The 16058-nt window shown below is 45.3% G+C and carries 15 protein-coding genes; 5 read left to right on the top strand and 10 right to left on the bottom strand.

The annotated features are described in order from the left end of the window. Positions 1 to 59 precede the first annotated feature (59 nt). On the bottom strand, positions 60 to 677 hold the full coding sequence (locus D5I41_RS08665; RefSeq protein WP_119009469.1) for a c-type cytochrome: 618 nt from the start codon (positions 675 to 677) through the stop codon (positions 60 to 62). A 200-nt stretch (positions 678 to 877) separates the two neighbouring features. Here D5I41_RS08665 and yihA point away from each other — a divergent pair, with 200 nt between their 5' ends. Then, positions 878 to 1537 (top strand): ribosome biogenesis GTP-binding protein YihA/YsxC, encoded by a 660-nt coding sequence (yihA, locus tag D5I41_RS08660; protein ID WP_186811068.1) that lies wholly within the window; start codon positions 878 to 880, stop codon positions 1535 to 1537. A gap of 549 nt (positions 1538 to 2086) precedes the next feature. On the opposite strand, the gene polA is transcribed toward yihA, so the two are convergent. The 3 genes from polA to hemB all read right to left on the bottom strand — a co-directional run bounded on the left by polA (position 2087) and on the right by hemB (position 6765). Beyond that, positions 2087 to 4891: a DNA polymerase I gene (gene polA / locus D5I41_RS08655; protein ID WP_119009467.1), complete on the bottom strand. Its 2805-nt coding sequence runs from the start codon at positions 4889 to 4891 to the stop codon at positions 2087 to 2089. A gap of 334 nt (positions 4892 to 5225) precedes the next feature. After that, positions 5226 to 5672: a GNAT family N-acetyltransferase gene (locus tag D5I41_RS08650; protein ID WP_119009466.1), complete on the bottom strand. Its 447-nt coding sequence runs from the start codon at positions 5670 to 5672 to the stop codon at positions 5226 to 5228. A gap of 79 nt (positions 5673 to 5751) precedes the next feature. Next, complete coding sequence (gene hemB / locus D5I41_RS08645; protein WP_119009465.1) at positions 5752 to 6765, bottom strand: porphobilinogen synthase; 1014 nt, start codon at positions 6763 to 6765, stop codon at positions 5752 to 5754. A gap of 254 nt (positions 6766 to 7019) precedes the next feature. Here hemB and ahpC point away from each other — a divergent pair, with 254 nt between their 5' ends. The 3 genes from ahpC (at position 7020) to D5I41_RS08630 (ending at position 10347) form a co-directional block, all read left to right on the top strand. Further along, positions 7020 to 7577: an alkyl hydroperoxide reductase subunit C gene (gene ahpC / locus D5I41_RS08640; RefSeq protein WP_119009464.1), complete on the top strand. Its 558-nt coding sequence runs from the start codon at positions 7020 to 7022 to the stop codon at positions 7575 to 7577. Between the two features lie 231 nt (positions 7578 to 7808). Beyond that, entirely contained in the window at positions 7809 to 9401 is a 1593-nt protein-coding gene (ahpF, locus tag D5I41_RS08635) for an alkyl hydroperoxide reductase subunit F (protein ID WP_119009463.1), read from the top strand. 184 nt (positions 9402 to 9585) lie between these two features. Beyond that, positions 9586 to 10347: a TatD family hydrolase gene (locus tag D5I41_RS08630; protein WP_119009462.1), complete on the top strand. Its 762-nt coding sequence runs from the start codon at positions 9586 to 9588 to the stop codon at positions 10345 to 10347. Between the two features lie 67 nt (positions 10348 to 10414). On the opposite strand, the gene tatC is transcribed toward D5I41_RS08630, so the two are convergent. Genes tatC through ubiE form a run of 6 tightly spaced genes read right to left on the bottom strand, consistent with a single transcriptional unit; the run spans position 10415 to position 14868 of the window. Beyond that, entirely contained in the window at positions 10415 to 11161 is a 747-nt protein-coding gene (gene tatC / locus D5I41_RS08625) for a twin-arginine translocase subunit TatC (RefSeq protein ID WP_119009461.1), read from the bottom strand. Positions 11162 to 11206: 45 nt separating this feature from the next. After that, a complete protein-coding gene (gene tatB / locus D5I41_RS08620; protein ID WP_017029336.1) occupies positions 11207 to 11545 on the bottom strand; it encodes a Sec-independent protein translocase protein TatB in 339 nt (112 codons plus the stop codon). A 3-nt stretch (positions 11546 to 11548) separates the two neighbouring features. Further along, positions 11549 to 11812, bottom strand: coding sequence for a Sec-independent protein translocase subunit TatA (gene tatA, locus D5I41_RS08615; protein ID WP_119009460.1), 264 nt, complete (start codon positions 11810 to 11812; stop codon positions 11549 to 11551). 33 nt (positions 11813 to 11845) lie between these two features. Further along, positions 11846 to 13480 (bottom strand): ubiquinone biosynthesis regulatory protein kinase UbiB, encoded by a 1635-nt coding sequence (ubiB, locus tag D5I41_RS08610; RefSeq protein WP_017033023.1) that lies wholly within the window; start codon positions 13478 to 13480, stop codon positions 11846 to 11848. Beyond that, positions 13477 to 14082 (bottom strand): ubiquinone biosynthesis accessory factor UbiJ, encoded by a 606-nt coding sequence (locus D5I41_RS08605; RefSeq protein ID WP_119009459.1) that lies wholly within the window; start codon positions 14080 to 14082, stop codon positions 13477 to 13479. Before D5I41_RS08605 ends, ubiB begins: the two co-directional genes overlap by 4 nt. A gap of 12 nt (positions 14083 to 14094) precedes the next feature. After that, positions 14095 to 14868, bottom strand: coding sequence for a bifunctional demethylmenaquinone methyltransferase/2-methoxy-6-polyprenyl-1,4-benzoquinol methylase UbiE (gene ubiE, locus D5I41_RS08600; protein WP_102549833.1), 774 nt, complete (start codon positions 14866 to 14868; stop codon positions 14095 to 14097). Positions 14869 to 15176: 308 nt separating this feature from the next. Between ubiE and D5I41_RS08595 the strand changes: the two genes are divergently transcribed. Next, positions 15177 to 16058 (top strand): DMT family transporter, encoded by an 882-nt coding sequence (locus tag D5I41_RS08595; protein ID WP_119009458.1) that lies wholly within the window; start codon positions 15177 to 15179, stop codon positions 16056 to 16058.

Below are 16058 nucleotides of genomic sequence, written 5' to 3'. Positions count from 1 at the left end.
GGCCCAACATCGAGCGGATGCTAGGCCTTTAAATCTTTGTTAGTAATGAGCAATGGAGATTAGTGGAGACCACCCACATACTTGGCTAATACGTCCATCTCTTCTTCTGTCAGCTTCTTCGCTACATCGTGCATCATGCCGTTTAGGTCATTGTTACGCTCCATTGAAGCGAACTTTTGTAGCTGCTGCTTAATGTAATCAGCGTGTTGACCGGAGATCTTCGGGAAACCAGATAGGCTAGTGCCATTTCCGCGGGGACCATGACAAGCCACACAAGCCGCAATTCCGCGCTCTGCGTTACCCGCTAGGTACAACTCTTTGCCCTGCTCTACCACATTCTCAGGTGTTGCATTTTCTGACATAGGTATAGACGCATAATACGCCGCTAAGTCAGCCATATCTTCTTCTGTCAAAGGCATGGCCATTGCACTCATCGCGGGGTCATAACGACCTTGCTTGCCACCACTAGTCGCACCCAACTTAAGGTCCTTAAGTTGTTTCTCAATATAGTTTTCGTGTTGGCCTGCCAGTTTAGGATAAATAGCTACTGGACTATTGCCGTCAGCACCATGACAAGCTGCACAAGTTGCTGATTTTTCTTTACCTGCTTCAATGCTACCTGCCGCCCACACAGAGCAGCTAGCGAAAAGAGTTACGATGAGCGCTAATTTCTTCATGACATTCCATTATAATAATTGAGCTTCCAAGACTAAGGCTTGCTCAGTTTTTATCTTCTAGATTGAATAAAAAGTACCTGAAAAGGTGAACAAGCCCTAGGTGCCGCCTTTTGTCGTGCTAGAATAGGCGAACTAATGCCGAACACGGTTATTTTACACAAATTCACAAAAAAGTAATCAGTCGACTACACAAAGTCGCGATGGAGTTAACAGTGAGCGTAAAAATTCATTACCAAAACACGCATTTTATAACCAGTGCCCCTGATATTCGTCACCTTCCTGAAGATGAAGGTATCGAAATCGCATTTGCTGGTCGTTCCAATGCGGGAAAATCTAGTGCGCTCAACCGCCTAACCAACCAGCGTGCACTGGCAAAAACCAGTAAGACCCCAGGTCGTACTCAGCTAATTAACTTATTCAAGGTGGATGAGAACTGTCACATTGTCGATCTTCCGGGGTACGGCTTTGCTCAAGTTCCTCTGGAACTAAAGAAAAAGTGGCAAAGAAGCCTTGGCGAATACTTACAAAGACGTGAGTGTCTAAAAGGACTAGTGGTTCTAATGGATATTCGCCACCCAATGAAAGACCTCGACCAGCAGATGATCTTCTGGGCAGTCGACTCTGGCATTCCAGTTCAGGTTCTTTTGACTAAAGCGGATAAACTGAAGAGTGGTGCTCGCAAAGCAGCCCTACTTAAGATTCGTAAAGATGCTGAAGGCTTCGGTGGTGATGTGAATGTTGAAGCATTCTCTTCCTTAAAAGGGATTGGTGTTGATCAGCTACGTGCGCGTCTAGACACCTGGTTTGCACCAGCGTTTGAGCAACCTGAAGAAGGTGATGATGCTCTAGAGCAAGAATAGCTCGATAGCAAACGGTGATTAACAAAACGCGGCCTAAGGCCGCGTTTTTTGTTTGTAACTTACAAACCAGTGAGCCCCCGACTCTATCCACAGCACTGCTGTAACCTAAATAAGTGAGCCCTATCAGCAAGTCATGCTCTGAGTGCAGTTTGAGCACATTGAAAATTTAACTATGCCTTTTTATGCATATAGGTGAGTTATTTCTAGATCGATGCAGGTCTAAGACATTAGAAAGTAAGGGGAAAAGTTTTCTTTGGGGCAATAAAAAACGCTTCAGTCAAAAAAGTAACTGAAGCGTATGAATTTAAACAAATTCTAATAACGTGAAACAAAAGGTCTGAAAGATGGAACATCTTACCTCTGTACCCTACGCAGATAAATTTACCCGATCTGTGACCAAATGCAAATACTTTTTGTAGTTTTTTTTCATAAAGAGCTCTTTGCAAGGGCTCACCAGTAAAACTCACCCTCTGTACAAAACTCACGCAAAAAAAAGCTGACTTCGTGAGTCAGCTCTCGTTAATGTCCCATTTTGGTGCAGATAGTGTGTTAGTGCGCTTGATCCCAGTTGTCACCATGACCCGCGTCAGCCACTAAAGGCACATCCAATTCTGCAGCTGCTTCCATCAAATCCTGTATGTTTCTTTCAGTTTCTTGAAGCACGTCCTCACGGACTTCAAAGACTAATTCATCGTGTACCTGCATTAGCATACGAACCTTAGGCTCACCTTGTTGTTGCTCAATCCACTCATCGACAAGCAGCATTGCCTTTTTAATGATATCTGCAGCCGTGCCCTGCATTGGTGCATTGATTGCAGCGCGCTCTGCTGCCTTACGGCGCATACCATTTCTTGAGTTAATCTCAGGCAGGTGTAGACGACGACCATACAAGGTTTCAACATAGCCCTGCTCAGTGGCCTGACTGCGAGTTTCTTCCATGTACTGCATCACACCAGGGTAACGCTCAAAATAGGTATCCATGTAGTGCTGAGCTTCACCTCGAGGGATCCCAAGCTGCTTGGCTAAACCAAAAGCACTCATACCATAGATAAGACCGAAGTTGACTGCCTTAGCACGACGACGCTGCTCACTAGACACTTCATTAATATCGACACCAATGATCTCAGCTGCTGTTGCAGCATGGATATCTTTGCCTGTTCTAAACGCTTCTAGTAGAGCTTTATCTCCTGATAGGTGCGCCATAATGCGCAGTTCTATTTGAGAGTAATCCACCGCAAGGATCTTCCAGCCATGTGGCGCGACAAACGCCTGACGAATTCTGCGGCCTTCTTCATTTCTGATTGGGATGTTCTGCAGGTTAGGATCGGTAGACGATAAGCGTCCCGTTGCGGTAACACCTTGATGGTATGAGGTATGCACGCGACCCGTTGTTGGATTTATCATCTTAGGCAACTTATCCGTGTAAGTTGATTTCAGCTTAGCCAACCCTCGATGCTCAAGGATTAACTTAGGTAGCGGATAATCAAGGGCCAACTCTTGAAGCACTTCTTCGTTGGTCGATGGTGCGCCTGAAGGCGTTTTCTTAACAACCGGCAGAGCCATTTCTTCAAATAAGATGGCTTGTAATTGCTTAGGAGAGCTCAAATTGAACTCTTTGCCTGCCAGTTCAAAGGCTTTTGCTTGCAACTCGTCCAGTCTCTGGGCTATTTCTTGCGATTGCGTGCCTAGCAACATGTCATCAATTAACACTCCACGACGCTCAATACGTGATAACACAGGCACTAATGGCATCTCGATGTCTTGATATACCGAATTAAGCTTTTCGTCCGCCTCAATAAGTGCATTCAGATGGTTATGCAAACGTAGGGTAACGTCGGCATCCTCTGCTGCATACGGAGAGGCTTCTTCTAAGTCAATTTGATTGAAAGTCAGCTGCTTCTTGCCCTTACCGGCAATTTGCTCAAATGAGATGCACGGATGCTGCAAGAATCGCAGGGCCAAACTGTCCATATCATGCTTGCCACCCACGCTGTTATAGACGTAAGACGCGAGCATGGTATCAAAGGCAATACCTTGCATTTCAATATCATAGCGCGCTAGGACTGATGCATCGTATTTGAGGTTTTGCCCTACCTTCGCTTGGGTCGGAGCTTCTAACAACGGCTTGAGTTGCTGTAGAACCCAATCACGATCCAGCTGCTTTGGGGCATCTAGATAATCATGAGCAACAGGAACATACGCCGCCTCACCCTCTGCCGTAGCAAAAGACAAGCCCACTAAGTTTGCCACCATGTAATCTAGGCTGTCAGTTTCTGTATCAAAGGCAAATACCTCAGCTTTCTTTAGCTTCTCCAGCCAAAGATTAAAGCTGTCTTCTTCAAGTATGGTTTCGTACTGGCTACGATCGATGGTAATCGCTTTTGTCGGTGTTTCAGCTGCTGATGCAGCTTTGCCTGCTCCACTGCTAATAGCACGACCAGATTTTTCATCCGCTTCTACAACACCGGTACCGCCCTCTAACAACTCGTTTAGCCAAGATTTAAATGCCATCTGACCATAGAGTGAAATCAGCTGATCTTTATCTGGGGTCGCCTTTACAAGGTCATCCAAAGTCACATCCAACTCTACATCTAATTTGATGGTTGCCAATTGGTAAGAGAGGTAGGCTGAATCTTTGTGCTCAACGAGCTTTTTCGCCATGGTTTTAGAGCCGCGGAACCCCAGAGGGGCAATATCATCAAGCCTGTTATACAGGTCATCTAGACCACCAATGCCTTGCAATAGAGCCGTTGCAGTCTTATCACCAACACCAGGAACGCCCGGAATGTTATCTACCTTATCACCCATCAGTGCAAGGTAGTCGATAATCAATTCTGGCGGGATCCCAAATTTTTCAATCACACCCTCTCTATCAGAGATAACGTTGGTCATGGTATTGATTAGAGTGACATTCTCATCCACCAGCTGAGCCATATCTTTATCGCCGGTGCTGATAAGGACTGGCATCCCTTTCTTAGAGGCAGCGGAAGATAAAGTACCGATAACATCGTCGGCCTCAACACCTGAAATAGAAATAAGAGGCAGACCCATTGCCTTGATCATATTGTGCAATGGTTCAATTTGGCATCTAAGGTCATCGGGCATAGGTGGACGATTCGCCTTATACTCGGGATACATGTCGTCTCTGAATGTCTTCCCTTTGGCATCAAAAATCACCGCAATGCGCTCGCTAGAAAATTGGCGCATCATGCTTCTTAGCATGTTCATCACACCATAAACGGCATTAGTCGGGTGCTCACCGTTACTCATGGTGCCAGGATAAGCGTGAAATGCTCGATAAAGGTATGAGGAACCGTCAATTAGAATCAGCGGATTTTCAGGGATCGTTGCCATGTATAGGTGTCCAACTTAGGTAGAAGGGAATAACTTAGGTATAGGATGCCACGAGTCTGTCTGCTTATCTAGATAACCCTTATTTGCGCCCACAAAAATTATCCCTTGCGCCACCCCTGCCTGTGGATAAGTTTGTGTGCAAATTATTTACCTGATGAAAAAGCCTGTAGATAAAATCAAAAAATTAAGATTAAAAACCTTAAAATACAATAACTTAATATAGATCTATCGATCCAGAATAAGATCTTGGCGTGATCATTGTATGTGGAAAAAAATTTTGAGAGATAAAGATAGAAGGTTTTTGTTGCGCAACAAACGCCTCTCAAAGAGTCGACTAACTTTCAGTCAACATGGACTTTCGGAAGTAAAGTCTATTTTCTTGAGGGTTTGGGTAAGGCTCGCACTTTTCGATCCAATAACCATTTCTCAGCAACAATCGAAGCATAGAAGAAAATTGGTTTCTCGACTTAACCGTTAGCCAAGAATACCCTTCATTCGCAACCCAATGCTCTTGCTCAACTAATAGGCTCTGCGCGACACCTTTGCCTCTCGCCTGCGAATTCACACCACCAAGCCAACTATAGAAGGTACTGTCGTCTTGTTCATATCCAATCTTAAAGCCAAGTAAAGCGCCCTCTTCTTCGGCAACAAGCACCAACTGCTTTTTATCACCAAGACGCAAAGACAATGACTCAATACCCTCTGGCTTAGCAAACTCTTGAATACTGCTCATTACCTTTAAGGCTTCTTGCAAAGAGCCTTCACGAACCAAAATCGACATATCTCACCCTTTGTGGGATAGGAATAAATACAAAAGCCCTCATTACGAGGGCCTTAAACAATAACAACTTTATGTGTAACTACTTTTCTTCAGCTAGCCACTCAGCTACATCTTTTGCAAAGTAGGTTAGGATACCGTCTGCGCCCGCTCGCTTAAAGCATAGCAAGGACTCTAGTACCGTCTCTCTCTCTTTCAACCAGCCATTTTGAATAGCAGCTTTATGCATCGCATACTCCCCAGAAACTTGGTAGGCAAAGGTTGGCACTTGTAGCTCAGTCTTCACTCGGCGAACCACATCTAGATAGGGCATGCCAGGCTTAACCATCACCATATCTGCACCCTCAGCAATATCTAACGCCACTTCATGCAGGGCTTCATCGCTGTTAGCAGGGTCCATTTGGTAGTTCTTCTTGTCTGCACCCTTTAGGTTGCTCGCAGAACCCACTGCATCACGGAAGGGCCCGTAGTAGTTGGAGGCGTATTTAGCGGAGTAAGCCATTATCTGAGTATGGATATAGCCCGCTTTTTCCAGTGCTTCGCGAATTTTACCAATACGACCATCCATCATATCGGATGGTGCAACAACATCTGCACCCGCTTCAGCGTGAGACAGTGCTTGTTTGATCAGCACTGCTGTCGTTTCATCGTTCAATACATACCCGTCGTTATCAATGATGCCATCTTGACCATGGGTGGTGTATGGATCGAGCGCAACATCGGTAATGACGCCAATCTGCGGGATGTGTTCTTTTAGCAGGCGTACCGCTCGTTGCACTAAACCTTCAGGGTTATGAGCTTCGGCCGCACACGTACTTTTTACATCCTGATTCACTACGGGAAACAGTGCAATAGCCGGAACACCTAGGTTCGCGAGTCTTTCTGCTTCTTCTAGCATAAGGTCGATAGATAGGCGTTCAATGCCAGGCATCGACTTTACGGCTTCACGACGGTTCTTACCCATAAGAATGAACATTGGATAAATGAGGTCATCCACAGAGATCTTGTTTTCTGCCATCAAGCGGCGACTGAAATCATGCTTACGCATACGGCGCATACGGCGCAATGGAAATGAGCTTTGAATAAGTGCGGACACAACACGTTCCTTGTCTATCTAATACTGAGGTAAATCATACCACTTACCGTGATATTTAATTGCTCTGCATATAAAAAATGAGAAGCACTTTTATAGCGAATCAGCATCAATCCAATCAAGCTTGCTCTATTTGATAGTTTTTGCCTACTAAATCGATAGAAACAATCGAATTTATCAATTTAAAGTTTAGAGGCAATATAACTCCATCAGCGCAACGGAGCGCTAACAAACAACTAATTAGAGAGAAGCAAATTATGATCAATACGGAAATTAAACCATTCACAGCCACAGCATTCAAAAATGGCGATTTTGTTGAAGTAACTGAGCAAGACGTTAAAGGCAAATGGGCAGTATTCTTCTTCTACCCTGCAGACTTCACTTTCGTATGTCCTACTGAACTTGGCGACCTAGCTGACCACTACGAAGAGCTACAAAGCCGTGGCGTAGAAGTTTACTCTGTATCAACTGATACTCACTTCACTCACAAAGCATGGCACGACAGCTCTGAGACAATCGGTAAGATCAACTACTACATGCTAGGCGACCAAACTGGCAACATCACAAACAACTTTGGTGTAATGCGTGAAGGTCAAGGTCTTGCAGACCGTGCTACGTTCCTAGTTGACCCAGAAGGTATTATCCAAGCAATGGAAATCACTGCTGAAGGTATTGGCCGTGATGCAGAAGACCTGCTACGCAAGGTAAAAGCTGCACAGTACGTTGCCGCTCACCCAGGTGAAGTTTGCCCAGCGAAGTGGAAAGAAGGTGAAGAAACTCTAGCACCATCTCTAGACCTAGTAGGCAAAATCTAAAGAAGTCCATGGGTACACCTTGCCCTTGCTCCTAAGGGCTTGGTGTACCACCCTAATGCAAAACCATCTCCTTCGGAGGTGGTTTTTTTTTACCTTTATCAATAGTTTTTACCTACCGATTTAATAGAAACATTCGATTTTACCTATCGTTAGATTAACGGCAATATGACCTCAACAGCGCAACAAAGCGCATCACAAAGAATCTGAGAATAATAAATAATAGGGCCGACCATGCTAGATCAAGCAATGAAGCAACAACTAAAAGCATACCTTGAAAACCTAAAAACAAATGTTCAGCTGGTGCTAAGTTTAGATAGCAGTGAAACCGCGAATAAACTGCAAGCGCTAGCCAATGATATTGCATCGTTGACCAACAAAATTGACGTGGTTCGCGATGACAACTCAAGCAGCCGCAAACCAATCATGCAAGTGGTAAATCCGGAGAAACAAACCTCTATTGGATTTGCAGGTCTACCTATGGGACATGAGTTTACATCCCTTGTTTTAGCTCTTTTGCACAGTGGTGGTCACCCTATTAAGCTTGAAGCCGAAACTATCCAGCAAATAAAAGAGCTAAGCCAGCCCCTTGAGGTTGAGATCTTTATTTCTCTGTCATGCCAGAACTGCCCAGAAGTAGTCCAAGCATTCAATATGATGTCAGCCATCAATCCACAAATTAAAACCACTATGATTGACGGCGCCGCTTTCCAAGATGAAGTGAAGTCTCGCGATATCATGGCGGTACCGAGTGTGTTTGTGAACGGTGAACTGTTTGGTCAAGGTCGTATGTCTCTGGCTGAGATCCTAAATAAAGTCGACTCTGGCGCAGCAGAAAAGAAAGCGGCAAGCCTTAGCCAACAAGCGCCTTTTGACGTATTGGTTGTGGGTGGTGGTCCTGCTGGTTCTTCTGCCGCTATCTATGCAGCACGTAAAGGGATTCGCACTGGCGTGGTGGCTGATCGTTTTGGCGGACAAGTCATGGATACCATGGCAATTGAAAACTTCATCTCAGTAAAAGCAACCACAGGTCCAAAGCTGGTTGCGAGCCTCGAAGAGCACGTAAAAGAGTATGGTGTTGAAGTCATGACAGAACAACGCGCTGCAAACATCATTGATGCTGAAAACACCAATGATGGCTACATCCACGTCGAACTAGACAGTGGTGCGGTATTGCGTTCTCGAACTGTGATCACTAGTACAGGTGCACGCTGGCGTGAGATGAATGTCCCTGGTGAACAAGAATATCGTAACAAGGGGGTTGCATACTGCCCACACTGTGATGGTCCATTATTTAAAGGCAAGAAAACCGCTGTAATTGGAGGAGGCAACTCTGGTATTGAAGCAGCAATAGACCTATCCGGTATCGTTGAACACGTTACGGTTCTGGAGTTTGCCGATACATTACGTGCGGACCAAGTCTTAATCGACAAAGCGAATACTACGCCAAACATTGAAATCATCAAAATGGCACAAACAACTCAAGTTCTCGGTGATGGTAACCGTGTTACAGGTCTGGAATACAAAGACCGTAATACCGATGAGTTAAAGCAAATTGAATTGGCTGGTATCTTTGTTCAAATAGGTCTAATGCCAAACAGTGAGTGGTTAAAAGAGACTCAAGTAGAACTCTCCCCTCGCGGCGAAATCGTTGTCGATGCGCATGGTGCAACGACTATGAAAGGGGTATTTGCTGCAGGTGACGTTACTACAGTGCCATATAAGCAAATCATTATTGCTATGGGTGAAGGAGCAAAAGCGAGCTTAGGGGCTTTTGATCATCTCATTCGCAATCCAGCGCCTACTATGGCCGCCGAGAAAGCCTAATTTTTCGGCAATTCTCTTCTGAACTAATTTGTCGATAATCGATACCCCACTTGGCCTATGCTAAGTGGGTTTTTTCATTTCATCTTCAAGGGCCCAGTGAACACCGCTAAATGCTGGCACCGCATGTTGCGCCTGCTAGCAGGTGGTATACTGAAACGACAGACAGCTAAGCTAAATTTTAATTATGATTGATACCCATGCACACATATACGCGAGCGAATTTGACCAAGACCGTGAAGAGGTTGTTCAGCGAGCATTAGCCCAAGGCATTCAGCAAATATTACTGCCAAACATTGACCTTGATTCCATAGAGCCCATGCTCGCCACCGAAGCTCAATTTCCTACCATCTGTCGCTCTATGATGGGCTTACACCCATGTTATGTAGATCAAGACGTCAAGCAAACATTGCAAACTATTCATTCTTGGTATGACAAACATGAATTTATCGCTGTCGGTGAAATTGGAATCGATTTGTACTGGGACCAAACTTATCGAACAGAGCAAGAGTATGCCTTTATCACTCAGCTAAACTGGGCAAAAGAGAAAGACCTGCCCGTGGTCATTCATACTCGTGATTCCATCGAGGAAACACTAGGACTACTTAGCAAAGAGCAAGATGGCTCATTACGTGGTGTCTTCCATTGCTTTGGCGGAAGCATCGAAGAAGCTAAAGCCATCAATGACCTTGGTTTCCACTTAGGGCTAGGCGGTGTATCAACCTTCAAAAATGGCGGTATGGATAAGGTGATTCCACACTTGGATATGCAATATGTCATCCTAGAAACGGACTGTCCTTATCTTGCTCCAGTGCCTCATCGCGGTAAGAGGAATGAACCCGCCTATACACAATTGGTTGCCCAGCGTGTGGCTGAACATCGCGAGTTAAGCATCCAAGAGGTGGATAACATTACCACTAGCAATGCAATCAAATTGTTCAATCTATAGTTTTTCCACCTATAAAAAAATCCCCAATGCTGGGGATTTTTTTATCTCTGATAATGAGTGGCTGTCATTAAGACTCTTGTTCTTCTTCCTCGTCTGGACGGGTATAGAAGCGAGCAAAGAACAGACCTACCTCAAACAAAAGAAGCATAGGTATCGCGAGTAATGTCTGAGAAATAATGTCTGGAGGTGTCAGCATCATGCCGATAACAAACGCGCCGACAACAACGAACGGTCTTTTCGATTTCAGCGTTTCAACATCCGTTGCACCAGTCCAACACAGCAAGATAATCGCAACAGGCACCTCAAAAGCAATACCGAAGGCCAAGAATAATGCCAATACGAAATCGAGATAGCTTGAGATATCAGTGGCAAACTCTACCCCACCAAGGGAAATAGCAGTAAAGAAGCCAAACACTAATGGGAATACCACGAAATACGCGAACGCCACACCACAGTAAAACAATAATGAGCTAGAGAACAGCAATGGCATCACCAAGCGCTTCTCATGCTTATACAGGCCCGGTGCTACAAACGCCCACACCTGATAGAGAATAAACGGCACCGCAACAAAGACAGACGAAATTAGCGTTAATTTCAATGGAGTGAAGAACGGTGACGCAACATCTGTCGCTATCATCGTCGCCCCTTCAGGCAATCGGTCGATTAAGGGAGCGGATACAAACTCATAGATATGGCCGGAGAAATAAATCAGGCACAGAAATACGACCATTACAGCGCCAATAGCACGCAATAATCGGGTACGTAACTCAATCAGATGACTCATCAATGGCTGGTTAGAATCAACCGAAGACATAGAAACCTCTATAAATAACAAAAGGGGCGAATGTGCCCCTATTGATTAATCTTGTGACTTAGGAGAAGGCGATTCAACAGAGTTTTCTGAGGACTTATAAGGTTGCTGAACGCTTTTAGCTGCTTCTTTTAACTCTTCGACAGACTGGCGCAATTCAGGAGACATATCCTGCATTCCCATCTTTTCTGCCTTCTTCAGGTTTTCCTGAAGCTCATGAATTTTAAGCTCATGATCTAGCTCATCTTTAACATTACTTGCCATAGATTTAGCTGAATTAACAAAGCGAGCAACACTACGAATAGCCACAGGAAGACGCTCGGGCCCTAATACCACTAACCCCAATACAGAGATCAGTATCAGTTCCCAAAAACCTATATCGAACACGGTTTAAACCTGCTCTTTATCTTTTGGCTTTTCAGTGCTCTGCTCTGCTGATTTCGACTCAGAAGTGTTCTTTTCAGAGATATTCTTCTGCTCAAAGTCGGCATCTTTTGAATCTTTCGCTGCAGCGTCTTCATCAGACATTGCTTTCTTAAAGCCTTTAACCGCAGAACCCAAATCGCCGCCAATACCGCGAAGCTTTTTGGTACCAAATAACAGAACCACGATCACAGCAATGATCAGAAGTTGCCAAATACTAATTCCACCCATGTGTTATTACCTTTGTTTCCATTCTATAAATAATTACTTGCGGTAAGTGCGCCAGCTTAAAAGCCAAGCCAACAATCCGACCCCGCCAACCACTGAAGAAATCAATGGGTTATCACTAACATAAAGTATGGACGAGCATACGATAAATGTAGCGCCTATTCCAAACATAAATTGGCCAGTGGCGTGTTGTCTCTTCGTTTGTCGATATCCCTCATATAAATGTTCGACTTTTCTAGACAATTGCTTGCCATGCCTTAGGTTGTCGTACAACAGCTCAGGCAATTCAGGGAGTTTCTCTGCCCAAAACGGTGCTCTCTCTTTAAGAGAGTTGATTACCGCCTGCGGACCTACTTGCTCGCCCATCCACTTTTCAAGAAATGGCTTGGCCGTCGCCCATAAATCTAATTGAGGGTACAGCTGTCGGCCTAATCCTTCTACGTAGAGAAGGGTTTTCTGCAACAACACCAATTGTGGCTGAACTTCCATATTGAAGCGTCGCGCGGTGTTGAACAGGTTTAGTAATACGTGCCCAAATGAAATCTCGCACAATGGCTTGGCAAAAATAGGCTCACACACCATACGAATTGCAAACTCAAATTCTTGTACATTGGTGTCTGCTGGAACCCAGCCAGAGTCCACATGCAATTGCGCGACCTTACCGTAATCACGATTGAAGAACGCCAAGAAGTTTTCCGCTAGATAGCGCTTATCATCGGCATTAAGCGTACCCACAATGCCACAATCTAGGCCAATCCATTGCGGATTTTCAGGGTGTGAATACTGGACAAACACATTGCCTGGGTGCATGTCGGCATGGAAGAAACTGTCTCTAAATACCTGGGTAAAGAAGACTGTCACTCCGCGCTCAGCAAGCAACTTCATGTTGGTGCCATTAGCTTCAAGCCCTTCAATATCAGAGACTTGAATACCATAAATACGCTCAGAAACCATGAGATTCTTGCTGCTTAAATCAACCACAACCTCTGGAACATACAGCTCTTCGCTACCTTCAAAATTGCGGCGAAGCTGCATAGCATTGGCCGCTTCACGGCGTAGATCGAGCTCATCAAGTAGCGTCTTCTCGTATTCAGCCACCACCTCGATAGGTCGTAATCTACGTGCCTCTGGTGCGACTTTAGCCAACAGTTTCGCCATACGAAACATAAGCTTAACGTCGGCATCAATGATTGGGCGAATGTCTGGACGAATGATCTTAAGTACCACTTCTCGGCCTGACTCTTTCAGCTTAGCGGTATGTACCTGTGCAATTGATGCTGACGCAAGGCAGTCAATATCAAAGTCATCAAACCATTTTTCAATAGGGCCACCTAGAGCCAGTTCGATATGCTTCTTCGCCAGGTGACCATCAAATGGCTCTACGCGGTCCTGCAACAAGGCAAGTTGGTCGGCAATATGCGGAGGAAATAGGTCTCGGCGCGTGGACATCATTTGCCCAAACTTAATCCATACCGGCCCCAGCTCCTGTAACGCTAGGCGCATTCGATGACCTAACTCTTTCTCTGGATGTTTATTCTTGATCCAAAAAAGAGCCTTTCGCGCTAGTCGTGGAAACTTCGCCAGCTCATGTTCAGGGATAAGCTCATCTAAGCCATATTCCAATTGAACTCGAGTAATAAGATAGAGGCGTTTTAGCTCAGAAGGGGTCATTCCGTCTCCATTAGACGCGATAAGCGTTGTTCTAGAGAGTGTAGTTTTGCCTGAGCGTCATCGACTTGATCACAGAAACTGGCAACGGCCAACGGTGATGGCGCCAACTCCCACTCTTCTGTAATGGCATGCTTGAGATGCGTCGAGTGCTTACGAGCATTACGCTGAAAAAACGACAAACCGTTTTTAGCGCCAGTGACTAGGGTGTGTGCTGCCACATCTCCCAGCACTTTGGAGAGAATCTCAGCCACATCGGGCTTACTCAATTGCATTAGAGTCGCGAATTGCTGTCCTACCTGCATATCTCCAGAGACTGACAGCTTATCTTTCTTGAATAGGTCATTGATATTGGCTTGCTGCTGTAAATCTCGCAGAGCCGTTAGGCTTAAAGTAAGCTCGCAATCCGGCGTCCCTTCAAATTCAGCCAACACATCAACCTGCTGACTGCACACAAAGATCAGGCTTTTATTTAACTCTTTGATATTCAGTCGAATAATAGAGCCTTTAAGGCGAGCCAATTGCTTTTGGCTCTCCGGTTGTTCTTTTATCAAGGCGTTGAATGAGGTTTCAACGGCGGCTGTCACTAAGGCATCAATAGGCATCTTGGCATCCCACTAAAATTTATAACCACGGTGCAGTGCGACAATACCGCCTGTCAGGTTGTAGTAGTTTGTCTGCTCAAAGCCTGCCTGTTGCATCATGCCTTCAAGGGTCTCTTGATCTGGGTGCATGCGAATAGACTCCGCTAGGTAACGATAACTCTCTGAATCGTTCGCTATGATGTCGCCCATCTTCGGCAGGATATGGAATGAATAGGTATCGTAGATCTTAGATAATGGGTCCAAGACTGGCTTAGAAAACTCAAGCACTAGCAAGCGACCGCCCGGCTTCAATACGCGATACATAGAGCGTAGAGCCTTATCTTTATCAGTTACATTGCGCAGGCAAAAACTAATAGTGATGCAATCGAAGTAATCATCAGGAAACGGCAATTCTTCTGCGTTAGCTTGTACATAGTGGACATTGCCAACAACACCAACATCTCTTAGCTTGTCTCGACCTACGTTCAACATTGAGTTGTTAATATCCGCTAAGATCACGTGTCCGTTATCACCAACAATGCGCGAAAACTTAGCTGTTAGGTCGCCAGTACCGCCACCGAGATCCAATATGCGCTGCCCAGGGCGAGCGCCACTGCAGTCGATGGTAAAGCGTTTCCACAAGCGATGAACACCACCAGACATGAGGTCGTTCATCAGGTCATACTTGCTTGCTACCGAATGAAATACCTCTGCTACTTTAGTGACCTTTTCATCTTTGGCGACAGTCTTGAAACCAAAGTGAGTAGTATCTTGCGAGGCTTGATCTTGGGGTTCTTTAACGCTCATATCCATGTTCTATCTCTGAAGTCGTATTCCAAACGAGGGCTGGTGAAAGTGTATTCACGACGAAAGCCGCCCGGCTACGCTAGCAAACTGCATTGCAAACGAATGGCCAAGTTTACTGCATACATCAGCGCTTGTCTTTGCTGAAGTCTCTCGCAGTCTCATAAGGTTTGCATAAGTGTGAATAGATGCACCACAGCAAGTGAAAATACACGACTAAACCAAACAAATTGTATATTGGCGCACACCCACAAAGGCTATAGACTGAGCCCTCTTTTATCTTTTCTTTTATTTAACACTTTGAGTCATTCATGAACGAACGCAAAGCGCTTATATTAGGGCTCAGTGCAGTCCTTCTGTGGTCTACTGTTGCCACCGCATTCAAACTCACCCTTGCTGAGTTTACGCCAATCCAGATGCTCACCTGTGCCAGCATAGTCTCTGCGATTGCCCTATTGCTTGTTTGTGTCTATCAAAAAAAGACCCATACCATCGTCGGAACCTTTGTCGCAAATCCACTTTACTACTTGATGTTAGGTCTGATTAATCCTCTCGCCTACTATCTGATCTTGTTTAAGGCCTATGACCTTTTACCCGCTTCGCAGGCACAACCGATCAATTACAGCTGGGCCATTACCCTGACCTTGATGGCGGCGGTATTTTTGGGGCAAAAGATTCGAACTCAAGACTGGATTGCTTGTACGTTAGGCTATTTAGGTGTGGTGGTCATTGCAACACAAGGGGATGTGCTGGGTTTACAGTTTGAGAGCCCGCTAGGGGTTGGTTTAGCCTTGCTGTCTACCCTGCTTTGGGCGGGTTACTGGATCTTGAACGCCAAGAATAAAGCCGATCCTGTTATTGCCGTACTGCTTGGGTTCCTAGTGGCGATTCCACTCACCATAGCGCTCTCTATTTGGGAAGGAGCCGCTTGGGATATCAGCACTAAGGGCTGGCTAGCAGTGACTTATGTTGGCCTGTTTGAGATGGGGATTACCTTTGTTTTATGGCTGGGTGCACTAAAAGCCACACAAAACACCGCAAGGATCAGCAATCTCATCTTTATCTCTCCGTTCATTTCCCTGATCTTGTTATCGCAAATCTTAGGAGAAGAGATTCATATCTCAACCTTACTTGGCTTGGTGTTGATCGTTGCTGGACTGGTTATCCAGCAACTTAAACGTAAGGCTGCCTAG

This window comes from Vibrio superstes (assembly GCF_003569005.1).
GTDB lineage: Bacteria > Pseudomonadota > Gammaproteobacteria > Enterobacterales > Vibrionaceae > Vibrio > Vibrio superstes.
This window is presented reverse-complemented; position numbering and strand designations above follow the sequence as displayed.

Coding starts and splice junctions, on each gene's coding strand:
- D5I41_RS08665 (WP_119009469.1), bottom strand. CDS start 677: ATGAAGAAATTAGCGCTCATCGTAACTCTTTTCGCTAGCTGCTCTGTG.
- yihA (WP_186811068.1), top strand. CDS start 878: ATGGAGTTAACAGTGAGCGTAAAAATTCATTACCAAAACACGCATTTT.
- polA (WP_119009467.1), bottom strand. CDS start 4,891: ATGGCAACGATCCCTGAAAATCCGCTGATTCTAATTGACGGTTCCTCA.
- D5I41_RS08650 (WP_119009466.1), bottom strand. CDS start 5,672: ATGTCGATTTTGGTTCGTGAAGGCTCTTTGCAAGAAGCCTTAAAGGTA.
- ahpC (WP_119009464.1), top strand. CDS start 7,020: ATGATCAATACGGAAATTAAACCATTCACAGCCACAGCATTCAAAAAT.
- ahpF (WP_119009463.1), top strand. CDS start 7,809: ATGCTAGATCAAGCAATGAAGCAACAACTAAAAGCATACCTTGAAAAC.
- D5I41_RS08630 (WP_119009462.1), top strand. CDS start 9,586: ATGATTGATACCCATGCACACATATACGCGAGCGAATTTGACCAAGAC.
- tatC (WP_119009461.1), bottom strand. CDS start 11,161: ATGTCTTCGGTTGATTCTAACCAGCCATTGATGAGTCATCTGATTGAG.
- tatA (WP_119009460.1), bottom strand. CDS start 11,812: ATGGGTGGAATTAGTATTTGGCAACTTCTGATCATTGCTGTGATCGTG.
- ubiB (WP_017033023.1), bottom strand. CDS start 13,480: ATGACCCCTTCTGAGCTAAAACGCCTCTATCTTATTACTCGAGTTCAA.
- D5I41_RS08605 (WP_119009459.1), bottom strand. CDS start 14,082: ATGCCTATTGATGCCTTAGTGACAGCCGCCGTTGAAACCTCATTCAAC.
- ubiE (WP_102549833.1), bottom strand. CDS start 14,868: ATGAGCGTTAAAGAACCCCAAGATCAAGCCTCGCAAGATACTACTCAC.
- D5I41_RS08595 (WP_119009458.1), top strand. CDS start 15,177: ATGAACGAACGCAAAGCGCTTATATTAGGGCTCAGTGCAGTCCTTCTG.